Origin of the sequence: Candidatus Uabimicrobium helgolandensis (assembly GCF_041508025.1) — a bacterium.
Lineage (GTDB): Bacteria > Planctomycetota > Uabimicrobiia > Uabimicrobiales > Uabimicrobiaceae > Uabimicrobium > Uabimicrobium helgolandensis.
Genome location: NZ_CP165719.1, coordinates 8,711,013 through 8,727,188 on the forward strand (window position 1 = coordinate 8,711,013; position 16,176 = coordinate 8,727,188).

Annotated in this window: 12 protein-coding genes; 7 read left to right on the forward strand and 5 right to left on the reverse strand. The window is 34.1% G+C overall.

From position 1 onward, the window contains the following. Nucleotides 1-97: 97 nt before the first annotated feature. The 4 genes from UABHE_RS32190 to UABHE_RS32205 all read left to right on the forward strand — a co-directional run bounded on the left by UABHE_RS32190 (nucleotide 98) and on the right by UABHE_RS32205 (nucleotide 6,188). The gene (locus UABHE_RS32190; RefSeq protein WP_372367557.1) at nucleotides 98-820 is read left to right on the forward strand and encodes an ABC transporter ATP-binding protein; all 723 of its coding nucleotides are present in this window, start codon (nucleotides 98-100) and stop codon (nucleotides 818-820) included. An 8-nt stretch (nucleotides 821-828) separates the two neighbouring features. Further along, complete coding sequence (locus tag UABHE_RS32195) at nucleotides 829-2,328, forward strand: glycine betaine ABC transporter substrate-binding protein (RefSeq protein ID WP_372367558.1); 1,500 nt, start codon at nucleotides 829-831, stop codon at nucleotides 2,326-2,328. A 109-nt stretch (nucleotides 2,329-2,437) separates the two neighbouring features. Next, nucleotides 2,438-5,641: a bifunctional serine/threonine-protein kinase/formylglycine-generating enzyme family protein gene (locus UABHE_RS32200; RefSeq protein WP_372367559.1), complete on the forward strand. Its 3,204-nt coding sequence runs from the start codon at nucleotides 2,438-2,440 to the stop codon at nucleotides 5,639-5,641. Between the two features lie 103 nt (nucleotides 5,642-5,744). Next, nucleotides 5,745-6,188 (forward strand): tetratricopeptide repeat protein, encoded by a 444-nt coding sequence (locus tag UABHE_RS32205; protein ID WP_372367560.1) that lies wholly within the window; start codon nucleotides 5,745-5,747, stop codon nucleotides 6,186-6,188. Here UABHE_RS32205 and UABHE_RS32210 read toward each other — a convergent pair. Next, nucleotides 6,185-6,409 (reverse strand): hypothetical protein, encoded by a 225-nt coding sequence (locus UABHE_RS32210; RefSeq protein ID WP_372367561.1) that lies wholly within the window; start codon nucleotides 6,407-6,409, stop codon nucleotides 6,185-6,187. The genes UABHE_RS32205 and UABHE_RS32210 overlap by 4 nt on opposite strands. Nucleotides 6,410-6,670: 261 nt before the next feature. Between UABHE_RS32210 and UABHE_RS32215 the strand changes: the two genes are divergently transcribed. Continuing rightward, nucleotides 6,671-7,264, forward strand: coding sequence for an IS607 family transposase (locus UABHE_RS32215; RefSeq protein ID WP_372367562.1), 594 nt, complete (start codon nucleotides 6,671-6,673; stop codon nucleotides 7,262-7,264). An 18-nt stretch (nucleotides 7,265-7,282) separates the two neighbouring features. After that, the gene (locus UABHE_RS32220) at nucleotides 7,283-8,827 is read left to right on the forward strand and encodes an RNA-guided endonuclease InsQ/TnpB family protein (RefSeq protein WP_372365609.1); all 1,545 of its coding nucleotides are present in this window, start codon (nucleotides 7,283-7,285) and stop codon (nucleotides 8,825-8,827) included. A gap of 43 nt (nucleotides 8,828-8,870) precedes the next feature. On the opposite strand, the gene UABHE_RS32225 is transcribed toward UABHE_RS32220, so the two are convergent. From UABHE_RS32225 to UABHE_RS32240, 4 genes are all read right to left on the reverse strand, one after another. Further along, nucleotides 8,871-9,086: a hypothetical protein gene (locus UABHE_RS32225; RefSeq protein WP_372367563.1), complete on the reverse strand. Its 216-nt coding sequence runs from the start codon at nucleotides 9,084-9,086 to the stop codon at nucleotides 8,871-8,873. Nucleotides 9,087-9,179: 93 nt separating this feature from the next. After that, nucleotides 9,180-9,464, reverse strand: a complete 285-nt coding sequence (locus UABHE_RS32230) for a hypothetical protein (protein ID WP_372367564.1) — start codon at nucleotides 9,462-9,464, stop codon at nucleotides 9,180-9,182. Nucleotides 9,465-9,521: 57 nt separating this feature from the next. After that, nucleotides 9,522-10,334: a TIGR00730 family Rossman fold protein gene (locus tag UABHE_RS32235; RefSeq protein WP_372367566.1), complete on the reverse strand. Its 813-nt coding sequence runs from the start codon at nucleotides 10,332-10,334 to the stop codon at nucleotides 9,522-9,524. A gap of 54 nt (nucleotides 10,335-10,388) precedes the next feature. Then, on the reverse strand, nucleotides 10,389-11,462 hold the full coding sequence (locus UABHE_RS32240) for a tetratricopeptide repeat protein (protein ID WP_372367568.1): 1,074 nt from the start codon (nucleotides 11,460-11,462) through the stop codon (nucleotides 10,389-10,391). Nucleotides 11,463-11,717: 255 nt separating this feature from the next. Here UABHE_RS32240 and UABHE_RS32245 point away from each other — a divergent pair, with 255 nt between their 5' ends. Next, nucleotides 11,718-16,154, forward strand: a complete 4,437-nt coding sequence (locus tag UABHE_RS32245; RefSeq protein WP_372367570.1) for a protein kinase — start codon at nucleotides 11,718-11,720, stop codon at nucleotides 16,152-16,154. The last annotated feature ends 22 nt before the right edge of the window (nucleotides 16,155-16,176 follow it).

Below are 16,176 nucleotides of genomic sequence, written 5' to 3' on the forward strand. Positions count from 1 at the left end.
TCTTTACGATTTGTGAAAACCTATTTGGGACACATCATGAACGACACGTTTTAATAAATCTTTTTTTTCAAAAAAAGAAAAAAATGGAAAGAAAAAAATGATTACTGTAAAAAATTTAACCAAAAAATACGATGATATTGTTGTCGTAGATAAATTAAATTTCACTGTAAAACAAGGCGAAACACTTTGTTTTATTGGTACAAGTGGTTGTGGTAAAACAACCACTTTAAAAATGCTGAATCGTTTGATACAACCAACACATGGAGAAATTATGCTTTCGGGCCAAAACATTTTAGAGCAGGAAGCTATCTCCGTACGTAGACAAATGGGTTATGTTATGCAGCGCGGAGGGCTTTTCCCTCATTGGAATGTAAAACGCAATATAAGTCTTGTACCTTTTCTGTTGGGTTGGTCGCCTGAAAAAACGGCAAAACGTGTTGATGAGCTTCTTGATTTAGTAAATCTTGATCCCAATGAATATCGCGATCGTTTTCCTGCACAACTTAGTGGAGGACAGCGACAACGTGTTGGTATCGCCAGAGCATTTGCTGCTGATCCACCAGTAATTCTTATGGACGAGCCTTTTTCAGCTTTAGATCCGATTACGCGAAAACAATTGCAGGAAAAATGTCTTGAATTAAAAGAAAAATTAAAAAAAACTATTTTATTTGTTACTCATGATTTAGAAGAAGCTTTTTTGTTAGCCGATAAAATAATGATCATGGATAACGGAGTTATGCAGCAGTACGATACATCTGAAAATATTAAAAATAAACCAGCAACAGAATTCGTCAAAAAATTTCTAGAAAGTCATGAATAGGAAAACAAATGAAAAAAATAATTATTGTCTTAGTCATTGCTTTGAGTGCGCTTCTGTATGCTGATGCGATTAAAATTGGAAGTAAAGTATTTCCAGAGTCTCGTCTTCTCGGTGAAATTGTTAGTGTTCTCATTGAGGAGAATACTGCTCTTAAAGTAGAACGCAAATTATGGATGGGTGGAACAAAAATATGTTTTGAAGCGCTTAAATCTGGATCTTTGGATATTTACTGTGAATACACAGGAACGGCATGGAATGTTGTTCTGAAAAAAACAGGAAAAATCGAAAATGCCAAGGTTGTTTATGAAACATGTAAAAAAGAATTTGCTAAAAAATTTGATTTACACTGGATGAAAGCAATTGGCTTTAACAACACGTATGTTATGGCAATTAATAAAGATTGGCCTGTCGAAACTATTTCTGATTTAGCCAAAGTTCAAGATAAAGTAAAGCTTGCTTTAGGTCACGAGTTCATGCATCGCGAAGATGGTTTTTACGCTATGTGTAAATTTTACAATTTAGTTTTACCTAATGTAATTACTATGGAGCATAGTTTAGCATATAAGGCCGTTTCTGAAAAAACAGTAGATGCAACAAATGCTTATAGCACTGATGGTAAACTCGTTAAGTTTGGATTAAAAAAATTACAAGATGATAAAAACTTTTTTCCGCCATATTTCGCTGCTCCTATTGTTTACGGAAAAACTTTGCGTAAATATCCACAATTGCAACCACTCTTAGATAAATTAGCAGGGCGAATTGATGATGAAAAAATGACTCAGCTTAACTATCTTGTTGAAATTGAACGAAAAGATTTTTACGATGTGGCATACGATTTTTTAAAAGCAGAAGGCCTTATTGAAAAAAATAGTGAGAAAAAAGAGCGCGAAAATGAAATGGTGAAGTTAACAAAACAGCATCTATTTTTAGTTCTTGTCGCGACATTTTTTGCAATGCTAATAGGAGTTCCTTTGGGAATCTTTGTGGCCAAAAAACGCTCATTCGCTCCTATAATTTTAACAACAACAGGTATTCTTCAAACCATACCAAGTTTAGCTATTTTAGCTATTATGGTTCCTATTTTTGGTATTGGAATGATCCCTTCTATTATTGCTTTAACACTATACGCCTTACTACCAATTATTCGGAATGCCTACACAGGAATTATATCAGTAGATAATGAACTCATTGAGGCAGCAAGAGCAATGGGAATGACTAATATGCAAATACTTACCATGCTCGAAATTCCATTATCAACAACGATTATTATGGCAGGAGTGCGCACAGCAACAGTAATTTGCGTTGGTACTGCAACCTTAGCCGCATTTATTGGAGCTGGTGGTTTAGGAGAATTTATATTGACAGGTATTAATCTCAATGACAATAATCTTATTCTTAGTGGTACTATTCCTGCGGCTATTCTTGCAATATTAGCAGACTTTCTTTTAGCGCGTTTAGAGAAATGGATTGAACCACAAGGACTTAAAATACAAAGAGAAGAATCTTAGGATACCATGATACGCTTTTGGTAGAAAAATCGCTTTTAGCTAATTACTTCGGGAAAAGGTAATCAAGGGAGTTAGACTCCTTTTAAACAGCTATTTGGAAATGATAACTATGGGCATAAATTTTAATATTGGTGATGACAGCACTCAGCGCATATTACTAGGACGATATAGAGTAATAGAAGAGCTTGGGCGTGGTGGAATGGGCGCTGTTTACAAAGCTCATGATGCTAAACTTGATCGTATTGTCGCAGTAAAGTTTATATATGGCGGTAAAGATAAGGAAATGGTGGATCGATTTCGTCGTGAAGCATCGACTTTAGCGCAATTACAGCACCCAAATATTGTATCTTCTTATGATATTGTGGAGGAAGGTGAACATTTATTTTTAGTGATGGAATATGTGGATGGCAAAACTTTAAAGCAAATGTTACAAGATAAAACACTTACCTTGAAAAATGTATTAAAAATAATGACTAAAGTTACAAAAGCTGTACATTTTATTCACAAACATAAAATCATTCACCGCGATCTAAAGCCTTGCAACATAATGATTAATAAGAAGTTGGAACCGAAAATAATGGATTTTGGTTTAGCAAAAACCAAGGGAAATAGCGACTTGTCTCATACAGGACAAGTATTAGGAACATTGCGTTTCATGTCACCTGAACAAGCAGAAGGTGAAAAAGATGTTGATCATTTAACAGATGTATATGCTATTGGCTGTATTTTGTATCAAATAACTACAGGCCAGCCATTTATAACGGGAAAAAATTTAACGGCCATTATGTCACAAATTTTATTTGAAAAACCAGTTCCACCCAAGAGTATGGGTGCAAATATTCCTGAATCATTACAAAAAATATGTTTAAAATCTTTACACAAGAAAAAAGAACAGCGACCGCAAAAAGCAAGATTTATTGCTGAATATCTTGTTGAATCAATGCAACAAGCTACGCCTGAAATGTTAAAACAAATTGTTCCTTTAAACACAACAAGTGTAGAAAGAGAGGCGACAAGCATAAAAAAAGCAACTATGCAGCTTGAAGGCAAAAAGCGTTCAGCAATGGGGAAAACGCAAATGCGTAGTCGTAATTTTAATACAAGGGCAACGATCATGCGTGCGCGCAGTCGTAAAAAATCAAAAACTCCGATATTGATTTTTTCAGGATGTTTAATAGCGCTTATTGTAGTTGTTTTTTCTGTGAAGTCTCGGTCATACGACTTTAGCCCTGATTATCAGCAAATAAAAAACAATCGACAGTTGTCTCCGCTAGAAATTTGGGGACAGTTAGATAATCTTTGTAAAAAAGTGAATAATGAAGAGTTATATTCTAAAATAGTTCGCGACCTTGAGTCACTAGAGAATACATTACGGGAACATTTTTCTGAAAATATCACTGCTGGATTGCAAAATCCCAAAAATATTCCACATTCATATTTGGTAGTGCCGCAACAAGATATTTTTGAACGTTTAGTAAAGAATGACCCAGTATTTCGTCCGTTGCTGTTGAAATACAATGCTTTATTGAACAAGAATATACAAAAACAACCACAAAATACAAAGAATACACAGGAACAAAAAGTAGAAAACGCAGCAAATGAAACGTTAAAAAAAATACGCGCACAACTTAGAAGAAAAAAACCTTGGGAGCGTTGGAATATACTTCAAAATTCACTATCTATACATATAGAAAATGAAGGTATTACTCAATTTATCATTCGCGAACAACGAACAATATTAAATAATTATAAGCGGAAATTAAAGAACCTACAAGTAACTTTGCAAAGAGAATATAATGGTAATGCTGATTTATCACTACTTGAAGAATTGCGAGACAACAAAACACTAACGCGCGAATTGCAAAAAGAAATAGATCAAGTGATTGCTGCTCAAAAAAGCCATCAACAGAAGCGAGAAAAAAAACAACAGCAACAAGAATTCCAACAAAAATGGTTAGAATTTATCACTAATATAGAGCAACAGTTGGAGATGAGTGGTTACCGTCAAGTTCTAAAGTCATTACAAGAATTACAGGCTAAAAATATCAACACTTTGCAGCCAAAGAATGGTTTACATATTGTTGAAGAGCTCGTTTACATTAATAAATTTTATCAATTAGCTAAAAAATCAATGAGTAGCAATAAAAACCAAACTTATTCTCTAAAGAAAAAAGCCATTGGTGTACGCATTACTCAAGTGTATAAAGACTATATTCTCGTTGGTAAAAAACGACGATATACTATAGAGAATTTCACCACATTTTCTCTATATAGAAATATTCCTGAAAAGTATCTTGATGGTGAAGTACTTTACGCATGTGCTATCCTCTTCTCAAGAGAAAAGAGATACAAGTGGGCGGATATTGCTTTCAAACGCGCAAAGAAAAACGGTATATCTCGAAAATCGCTATTAGCTAAACAACCGAATAAAGTAGTAAAAGCCAAAAAAGAGCCCAAGATCGAATTCCCTCGGCGGTGGAAACAAAAAATATGGAAAATATGTTGGAATAACAAAGAGAAGTATCTAGATTTTACGAATCAAGTTTGGCGTAAATTACCTGTGAAAACAAGAATAGAATACACGAGAAGTTACCAAGAGTGGTACGCAAAGACTTTTAAAATAAAACTTAAAACCCAAATAGATTACAATGGTAGCACTATACATTTGGTGCTAATACCGACAGGAAAGTTTACTATGGGGCGCGGACAAAAACGCATAGTTCATATCTCAAAACCATTTTTTATTTCACAACATGAAATAACTGTAAAGCAGTGGACAGCCTTAGATGACAGTTTGCAAAATAGTGATTATCCAGCTGTGAGTCGTACATGGGAAGATATGCAACGCTTTTGCACAACTCTAAACGTAGACTTACCAACCGAAGCACAGTGGGAGTATGTATGCCGTAGTGGTATGCACGAACGCTTTCATTGGGGCGAAGAATTACGCATAGACGTAAGTAACAGTTTGGACTACTGGTATAAACAGCCGGTCCAAGGCTTTGAAGAGTGGAAAGCCGTACACAAAAAAATCAACAGTGAACGTTTACCTGTAGGAAAATTTCCAGCAAATAATTTTGGGGTCTACGACATGATAGGAAACGTATGGGAAATCGTTCGCGACTATTCTAAAAATGAAGCTGGAGAATTTAAAGACCCAATAGGAAAAAATCCACAATTAAACAAATATACAATGCGCGGAGGATCGAGTATTCACGCAAATATAGTGAACTGCAATACCACTTCTCGGGAATATGTAGATAATGTGAATGGTGGTGATTTTGGATGGCGTGTGATTAAGGAAATTAAATAAGGCCCGTAGTGCGCTAAATTATATTGGCTCGACTGAGTGTTATCATTTGTAGTGTTCAATAAGAAGACTTCCAAAAAGTAAAGAGTTTTCGTCACCAGAAGAAATGATAAAGCAAAAACTTACCTCCACAAAACAGCAATTTTTGATACAACAATCGGCAAGCGTCAATATCGAAAATTCAAACCACCTACGTAAAGAGGTTATTAAGCAATTCTCTATTGTATGCATTTGTTTTTGGATATTACTTCATAGTACTGCTTTTGCTTGTATGTGGGATGATGATACTATCCAAGATGAATTGGCAGTAAAAGGAAATACAAATGTTTTTGATCTCATAACAGGGCAGTTTGCTCATCATAGCAAAGGGTACTATGAGAAAAAAATTCAAATCATCTCAGCGAAAGCAAAACTGTTTTCGAATGATCATAATAATTTGGCAGTTGCTTATATAAGGCTTGGACAATATGAAAAAGGAGAAAAATTTTTACTTGATGTTTGTAATAGCATACTTTTAGAGATCAAATGTATTGATACCGATTATGATTAAGAAACTTCCCAAGGACCATTTGTTACATCTTCTACTTCATAAGTGTCAATTTGTAAATTTTTATATGAGGTTTTTATACCAATTTCTTTTGCAATTTGAAATACATATGACATCTCAGATACTAGTCTTTTTAAAGAAAGACAGGCTAAAAAATGAACTCTGCGTTTCGCATTTATAGTACAGATTCTTTCTGTAATAAAAGGAGTACCTTCATTTCTCATTATTTCTGTTTTTCCTATGCCATAATCCACTATTGAAAAATCTCTAACTTTTTTACCGTTTTTATAGTATGTAAAATCGCAAGAATAGTCAGCATCTCCTAACTCATAGTAAAAGATATCATATTTTGCAGAGAGCCTTGTTAATTGATACCTGATTTTTGGTAGGTAGTATAGTAAAGTTTAACATAAATCAATATCAAATATTATCAAAAAATATCAAATTATTCTTGTCGAAAAGAAAAACTAAAGTATAATAAAGTAATGAAACTATCAGAATATGCAAAAAAGAATTCAATAACTTATTTAACAGCTTATCGTCATTGGCAAAAAGGCTATATAAAAGGAAAACAACTCCCGCCAGGAACAATAGTTGTTTTCGACGAAAAGGAAAAAAAAGCTAAGGAAGAAAAGCCAAGCGCGATCATTTATGCACGAGTATCATCATCAGAAAATAAAAAAAATCTAGAGTCTCAGTGCAACCGCCTAAGAGATTATGCAAGTGCTAGAGGCTATCAAATAGCAAAAGAAGTCAAAGAAATAGAATCTGGATTAAATGATAAGAGAGCAAAATTAAAGAAAATTTTAGAATCAGATGATTGGGAAATTTTAATAGTAGAGCACAAAGATCGTTTGGCAAGATTTGGATTAAATTACATTGAAATATTATTAGCAAAAGAAAATAAAAAAATAGAAGTAATAAACAAAACAAGTGGTGATAAAGAGGACTTGATGCAAGATTTCGTAAGTATAATTACTTCTTTTTGTGCCAGATTATATGGGTTGAGAAGAAACAAGAGGCGAACAGAGAAAATTATAAAAGAGTTAGAAGAAGAAATGAGTAAAACTGAAAAATAAGTGAGTTTAAGCAAAATTATGAAGCTCGTAGAAAAACATAATATAACAAAAAATAATAAAAAATACTCTGAACTGGACGACTTAAGTTTCCGTTCAAAAAATCTATATAATGCTGGATTGTATGTAGTGCGTCAAAATTTTTTCGCAGGAAAAGGTTTTATAGGTTACGAAAATCTTCAAAAAGAGCTACAACAAAGTAAGCAGCCAGACTATTACGCACTACCAACAAAAGTAAGTCAGCAGATATTAAGAGTATTGTGCAAAAACTTCGAATCATTTTTTAGAGGGTTAGAAGGATACAAGATCAATCCAAATAAATTCAAGGCAAAACCAAAATTGCCAAAGTATAAACATAAGAGTAACGGACGGAATATAGTTTTATACCCAATAGATGCAATAAACAAAAAAGAATTAACAAAGAACAAAATCAAGCTATCAATGTGTAACATAACATTGTCATGTCAACAAAAACACATCAAACAGGTAAGAATAGTTCCTCGATATGGAATGTACAAAATAGAGATTGTTTATGAGAAATCAGTGTATCTACTCAAAGAAAAAGATATCACGTCGGAATTTCTCTTAGAACTACAAAAAGATACACCAATATCATTGTATTTGAGAAAAAAGTGTTCAAAAATATTGCAAGAAAAAATAGAAAACTACAAATGCGATAAACCAGCAAAGTTATTAAAAAAAGCAATAGCAGATAAATTGAATTCTTTGATCAAAACAAAAATTTATAACAAAGATATTTTTGATTCTGTAACACTATCAAAAGTAACAAAACAAATATTAAGTCAAAAGCCAAAAGAAGAAAAGTTACTTGAGTTCAATAGATTATTATTAGAAGATTGTTACAAACAATTAGGAAAACATAAAGTTCTTAATCCTAACCTTGATAAAAACAAAATCGCTGGAATAGACATTGGGTTAAACAACTTAGCGGCTATAACTTCAAATCAAAAAGACTTCACTCCTGTCTTGATTAACGGTAGACCTCTAAAATCGATTAACCAATTTTTTAACAAAAAGCGTTCTTGTTTAATGTCTTATATCGGTAACAAAGGAACTAGTAGAAGAATTGAAAAACTTACATACAAAAGAAATTGCGTTGTTAGCAACTACCTTCATCAATCTAGTCGCTATATCATTAAATTGCTAGTTGAGAAAAGTATTGGAACATTAGTTATTGGCAAAAACGATGATTGGAAGCAACAGATTAACATTGGCAAAAGGAATAATCAAAATTTTGTTTCTATTCCCCATTCTCAGTTTGTTAACCAACTTACCTACAAAGCCCAACTTGCTGGTATTGAAGTTCTTATTCAAGAAGAAAGTTACACTTCTAAATGTTCTTTCTTAGACAGTGAACCGATCAAGAAACATCAAAATTATTTGGGACGCCGTGTTAAACGAGGTCTATTTCGGTCTAAACAAAATATTTTGCTTAATGCTGATATCAACGGGGCAGCAAACATTATTCGAAAAGCAATCCCGAATGCTTTTGCTAACGGGATAGAGGGCATAGTAGTATTCCCCAAAAGGATCACTCCTTTTTAAATGAAAATTCATTAAATGTAATATTTGATAATGTTTTCGTGAACTATAAACTATAACATCGATCAAGAATGTGGAACCATTTGTTATCTTGTGCTGTAAAAATAATTCGTTTCTGAATAAGTTCGTTCATTCCTTGTTCAACATTTTCAAGTTGAGATAGTATTTTTATGTTGAGAAATTCAAAAATTTCTTGAGGCGATAAGTTGCCAAAATGACGAATCATAATGCAAAAAGGCGAGCGAATATCAATATTTTTCATTTAGTTCTCCTGGAGCACAAGCTTCTCAAATAGTCTTTATATGTTCTTTAGTTTGGTTTGGCATAGAATTGTTAATTTCTACCTCTGCTATTTTTACTTTACCCAATACATACTATAGTCCACTCCCCATTGGCGCAGGCTCCAATGAATTGGAATGAGTAATGGTATATCTTCAATAACAGGATCTCTCGTTTCAGGAATTACGAATGAGATTTCTAATAAACGTTTGTACGAAAATGCAATTTTGTGAATCTCGATAATTTGTTCCGTGTATAAAAATTCCCTTTTTATATGTTGCTTTGCTAACGCTATTATCCCAAAAAATACTATAATAAATGTTATAAGTATAGTGATAGTATAAAAAGCTAATTTTTTCATATGATTACCGTTTTTTTTGTTTAGATGTCTTTTAAATTTTTTTAGACAACGCATAATTTATGGTTTTTGTTGTGTTTTGTGCATTTTAATAATTGCTTCATCAATAATTTCGTCGAAACTTTTTTGAGTAGAATTGTGAAGTTCGTTAAGTTTTTCAAATGCTTCACTGCTGATAAGAGATTTGTTAATAAATGATTTTGATTTAGAGTTGAATTGTTTTATTTGCGGAGTTAAAAATTCGATGACCTCTTCTACACTATCGAATATATGTACATGATCTAGATCTTCAGGGGAAATCATTTTATTGTCTATTGGAATTTCGCGAATCCAGTTGATCATACCTTCCCAAAATTTTTTACCAAATAAAATAATTGGTCGCTCTTTGATGTGTTCAACTTGCAGTAATTGCCAAGTATAAAAAAGTTCTAGTAGTGTACCTAAGCCACCAGGAGTGACAATCACAGCATGGCTAATGCGCATAAATTCATCTAAGCGTGAAGAAAAGCGACGATGAGATTTTTTTATGTCTAGATGCTGATTACTCGTTTGTTCAAATGGCAACTCAATGCTGATTCCTATAGAACGAATTTTATTTCCACTGAGTTTTGCTCCCTTATTTGCCGCCTCCATTAACCCTGGACCTCCTCCAGTTACAATATCAACTCCTTTTTCGGAAAGAGCCTTGGCTAAATTTGTTACATTTTCGTAGTAAGGGTCGTTTTCGTGTATTCGCGCTGAGCCGAAAATTGTAACGCGGTAATAGTTTGTCTCTAGTTGTGCTGTGTAGTTGTTTAAATCTGCCATCATATTGCTTAGTTGGTCTATTTGTTGGCTTAGAAATTTTTTTACTTGGTTGCGATCTAAATGCACTGAATATAACTCCTTATGATTTCTCTTTGTCTACAATTCCCAAATACATACTATTTATGATTTCTCTTTGTCTACAATTCCCAAATACATACTATCGTCGGAGTCTTGTTTGAGTTGGTCCTTTTGCTCTGACTCCGGTTCTGGATTGAGAATTTTCTGTTTCTTTTCTTGTGATTGATCTTGTGATTCTGGTTCTAGATCGAGAACTTTTAATTCGGGCTGTGATTGATCTTCTGGCTCTGGTTTTAGATCGGGAATTTTGAATTCGCGTTTCTTTTCTTGTGATTGATCTTGTGATTCTGGTTCTAGATCGAGAACTTTCAATTCGGGTTGTGATTGATCTTCTGGCTCTAGTTTTAGGTCGGGAATTTTGAATTCGCGTTTCTTTTCTTGTGATTTATTTTCTGATTCTGGTCCTAGATCGAGAACCTTCAATTCGGGTTGCGATTGATCTTCTGGCTCTAGTTTTAGGTCGGGAATTTTGAATTCGTGTTTCTTTTCTGATTTAGACTCTAAATTAATGGCTTCCTGTTTATATTTTTCTTGTTTTTTTAAGGTTTCTTTGATTTTTTCGATACCTCTATTTGCTATCGGAAAATTAGCATCTTCTTGCAGAGCTTTGTCGTAGCAAATGATTGCTTCTTGCCATTTTTGAGATTGTAAAAGCATTGCTGCTTCCATGCAAAAACGTAGTGGTGTTACTTCTAAAGTGGTCCATTTTTTACAAAATTTTGCAGCGGTTTCCCAATCTTTATCGAAGATAGAAGAAGTTATTTGTAGACGTATTTTTTTTATGTTAGTTGATGCAAGTTGTTGATAAGTATCTAGCATTTTGGAGGGAATTTGGTTTTCGAGATATTCTATCTTTTCTTTTAGGCGTTCTAAACCTTTGTGTACTTTGTCGTAGTTAGGATTTAAAATAAGCGCATCTTGGTAGCTTTCTTTTGCTTCGTCAAAACAGCCTAGTCTGCGAAGTAAGTCTGCGCGGGCGCAAAATCTTTTGGAGCTAGGATCTATTTCTAGCATACGGTTTAAAATCCAAAGCATACTTGGCCAATTTTTTTCTGCGGCAAATTTATCTCTATCTTGACGCAATTGATTTAATAACTTTTTCCTAAGTTTTTTCATTGTTTGTTGTCCAAAATCAATAAATAGATAGTACTAAGAGAGTGCCTATAAATCGCGACATTTCAATGTCGGTACACTTTACTTCTTTGCTTTATCTTAGTCCTAAGATTAGGGAGATATTTGTTTTTATAATTTAACTTTTAAAGATTCGTTTCGACACGCCTTAATAATTTTATATAAGTTTTCAATCAATCGCATTATAATGTAGGTTCTTATATTCTTTAAATACATAATATTTCTGTAGTGAGTAGTTTTATGATAACGCAATACGAAAAAAATATTTTACAGTTTTTGATTAATAAAAATATTTTAACTCAAGTTCAGGTTACTGAGATAGTAAAAAATATTTATTCGCTCAGACAATCGCGAAACTCTGTAGATATATTAGCATTTCTGCAGCAATACAATTATATCTCTGCTGATGTTGCGTATAAACTACGGGAAATGATTGTTAAATCATCGCAGCAATCGCAATCAAGTCAGCGTAACCAAGATCAAACGATGGCTGGATCTCCGACGGGAATTTTTTTACAACAAAATCGAAATCAAGCGCCAGCAGGAAATATTGTGCAGCAAAACCAAGATCAAACGATGATGGGATCACCAGCGGGAAATATTGCACAGCAAAACCAAGATCAGACGATGATGGGATCACCAGCGGGAAATATTGCACAGCAAAACCAAGATCAGACGATGATGGGGTCGCCAACGGGAAATATTGCACAGCAAAACCAAGATCAGACGATGATGGGGTCGCCAACGGGAAATATTGCGCAACAAAATCAAGATCAAACGATGATGGGATCGCCAACGGGAGCTTTTCCGCAGCAGCAAAATCAAAGCCAAGATCAAACGATGATGGGATCACAAGCGGGAAATATTGCGCAACAAAATCAAGATCAAACGATGATGGGATCACAAGCGGGAAATATTGCGCAACAAAACCAAGATCAAACGATGATGGGATCGCCAACGGGAGCTTTTCCACAACAAAACCAAGATCAAACGATGATGGGATCACAAGCGGAAAATATTGCGCAGCAAAATCAAGACCAGACAATGATAGGATCTCCGGCTAGAAATATTCCGCAACCAAATCAAAATCAAACAATGGCAGGATCAATCGCCGAAAGTGTATCGCCGCAAATTCAAGAGCCGATAACTAATGTGCAACAAGAAACAAATAATGGTGGAAAATCGCTCAATCAATCAACAGATTTCGTAAATGGGCAAGATAAAATGTTTGGCCATTATCGGATAGAAAGAGAACTTGGCCGTGGTGGGATGGGCTTAGTTCTTTTAGTTTATGATACCAAACTTGATAGACAAGTAGCACTTAAGGTTATTATCAATAATCAGAATATTTCAGACGAACAAATACGTCGTTTTGCTCTAGAAGCGCGAGCAACTGCTAAACTCAAACATCCAAATATTGTCGAAGTATATGAAACAGGAAGTACTCCAAAAAACTATTTTACAATGGAGTATGTAAAAGGAAAGCCTTTATCAAGTCTTATTCAAAAGGGAAGTTTAAAAACAAAAGATATTGCGCTTATTATGAAAAAAAGCTCCGACGCCATTTCTCATGCTTATAAAGAGCACAAGATTATCCATCGTGATATCAAGCCTTCCAATATTATGATGGATGACAAGGAACCCAAGATTATGGATTTTGGATTGGCAAAAGAAATGGACCGCGATGAGCAGCTATCTCAAGATGGCGGAATGATGGGAACACTGGGTTATATGCCTCCAGAACAAATTGACAATGATAATGTCGGTCATCATAGCGATGTTTACGCCCTTGGCGCAACTCTTTACAATGCTCTAACTGGACGTCCTCCGTTTCAGGGGGAATCTTACTACATGGTTTTGAGGCAAATACATAATGATGATCCAATGCCGCCAAGTCAATTAACTCCAGGAATACCAAAGGAGTTGGAGGCAATTTGTTTAAAGTGCTTGCAGAAAAAGCCACGAAATCGTTATCGTAATGCAAAAGGGCTTGCAGATGATCTTGATAACTTTTTAAACAATCGTCCTGTAAATGCTAAACCGCCAAGTCTAGTAGCTAAAGGCTGGAAATGGACTAAACGCAATAAGACAAAGGCTTCGATTTTTACAACGATTTTTGTTTTTTTGGTAGCAATTACGATTCTTATGACGATAAATAACGCAATGCTAACCGAAGAGCGCGACAATGCAAAACTAGCGCGAGATAATGCTGAAGAGGCCCAAGAAGATGCTGTAATCCAATTAACCTCGGCTATTATTTCAGGACATCGATCGTTAAATACCCAGTACAAATTAACTATTTTCTCAGGGCAAAACTCTGCTGAGAAAAATAACGTTGAAATTACAAGACAATATTTGAAAAGCTTTAAAATACAAGAACAAGAATACCAAGATGACTTACGCGATACTATCAACGGTAAAAACTACGAGGGGGTTTTGGAAAAGCTCAATCCACAGTCTTATTTGTATCAAAAACTAAAAGAAAAACAAACAGATTTGATTAGCCATAACTGGGAGTGGCAGTGGTTAAAAACAATTGTAAATCGCCCTTTTCAAAAATATAAGCATGATAATATAATCATGTCTTGTGTCCATGATCAAAATAATTCGGAAATTATTTGTGGGGACGATGATGGCAATATTTTGAGTATGTCTTTGCCTCTTTCACCGAATTCTCGCTTTCGCGTTTGGAAAAATAAAGAATACGGAGACAAGCGACCGGTAATAAAGTTAGTTATTAGTCCTAACTCTAAATTTCTTCTATCTCTTAGCAATGATCGTCAATTAACTCTGTGGGATTTACCAAATAAACGTGTTATTCGTAAGTATTGGCGCACATTGCGAAATGTAGAAACAAATGAGAAAGATTTAATTGATATATCAGATTTTGTCTTCACTAAAGATAGCAAATATTTTATTGCTGGGTATGGCGAAAAAGATGCCAATTATCGCATGGATGTCTTTGGAAAAATGAATCGAGATCTAGTACCTCGGTTTGCAAATGCAGTGCTGTGGTCTGTTACTGATTCAAAAGCGCGACATGAGTTTTTTCTATATATGAATAAGAAAAGAGGTGATGGCATTGCGCATGCTGTTACTTCTGTCGACATATCTCCTAATAATAAATTACTTGCAGTGGGAAGAGCTAACACGATTACACCTATAATTGTTATCAATTTAAAATCAAAAAAAGAAAAAGTTTTGAAAGAGCATACTCAGGTGGTGAAGCATGTTAAATTTTCTTCTGACGGTCGTTATTTAATCAGCATTGATAAGAAAGGCATCATTCTTTTTTGGGATATTAGAACATGGAAATTACATCGAAGTATTTCTAGCGAATCAAGAATAAATCGATGTCTAGTTGTTGATAAGATGCTCATTACTTTTGGATCTGGGGGACAAGTAACATTGTGGGACCTGACTAACTTAGATGATGAGAATATACAAATTAGCTCTTTTTCTTGTAATGAAGAGATGATTGGTGATATTGCTTACGATAGTACTAACAAACAAATTATACTCGAAAGTAGAAGAAAGTATATTAAAGCTATTAATTTTTCATCTGTAGTAAACCCTTCTAGGTTAAGTGGTAAAAGTTATAGATATGTTCAGTTTCATCCAAAGCATAATGATATTGTTGTTTCTGTGTTTGGGCCAAGAACCTTTTCTCTAGAGGAAACCAGTAAACCATATACTAATTGTAAACTTATTGAAGTATTAGACACAAAATTTAACAAACAAGGAACTAGAATAGCGCTTGCATCTAAAGTTCAAAAAACGGTTTCAATTATAGATTTTACAGATAGAGAAACATTGTTTGAGGGTATAAAATCTGTACAAGGTTTAACTGCTAATAAGGATATATTGGGAATAAAATTTTATGATAAGCCTCAATCTTTGGCTTTTAACCCTGTGAGTCCGCAAATTCTAGTCGGATTTTCTTATCATGGTACTCAAGTTAAACCTACAATATTTGATTATCGAGGCTCTAAAGTTAAACCCCCAAAAAATAAGAAATATGCACTCCGCGAATCATTGTATTTATATGACATTTTGAAAAACAAGATGAGTAAGATGTGGGTTGCCTATTTTGAAAAAAAAGTAGAGAGGCTGGATATTTCTGACAACGGTAAACAGATGCTCGCTTTGTGTAATAGAAAATTGTATACAAAAACTTTTGACTCCGTTCAAAAAGATATCGATAAAAATAAAAAGTTTTTCAACAAAGAAGCTCTTACCCAACTTGATTTTAATGAATATGAAGATCCCGAAGACAATAAATATCTTTTAAAAAACGAACATCGACTAGGCATAAGATCTATATATCATGCTTGCTTTAGTCCAAATAATAAATACATTGCCGTTGCACGTAGTGGAATAAGTAATAACTTACTTATTCTAGATGCGAAAAGCTTAAAGAAAATAGCAACATTGGAAGATCATACTAATTCCGTTTCTTGTTGTGATTTCTCACCAGATGGTAAAAGACTTGTTTCCTCTAGTGGTGATGGAACCGTGCGCATTTGGAATATTGAAAGAATAAAAAATGGGGACGTACGACATTCTTTGCTTACTTTACGTGGTCATAAAGGCAGTGTAAATTATTGTGCTTTTAGTCACGATGGCAAAAATATTGCATCTTGTGGAAGTGAATTACTAATATGGAGAACTGAGTGATTATATTGTTAAAGCGAGTTGG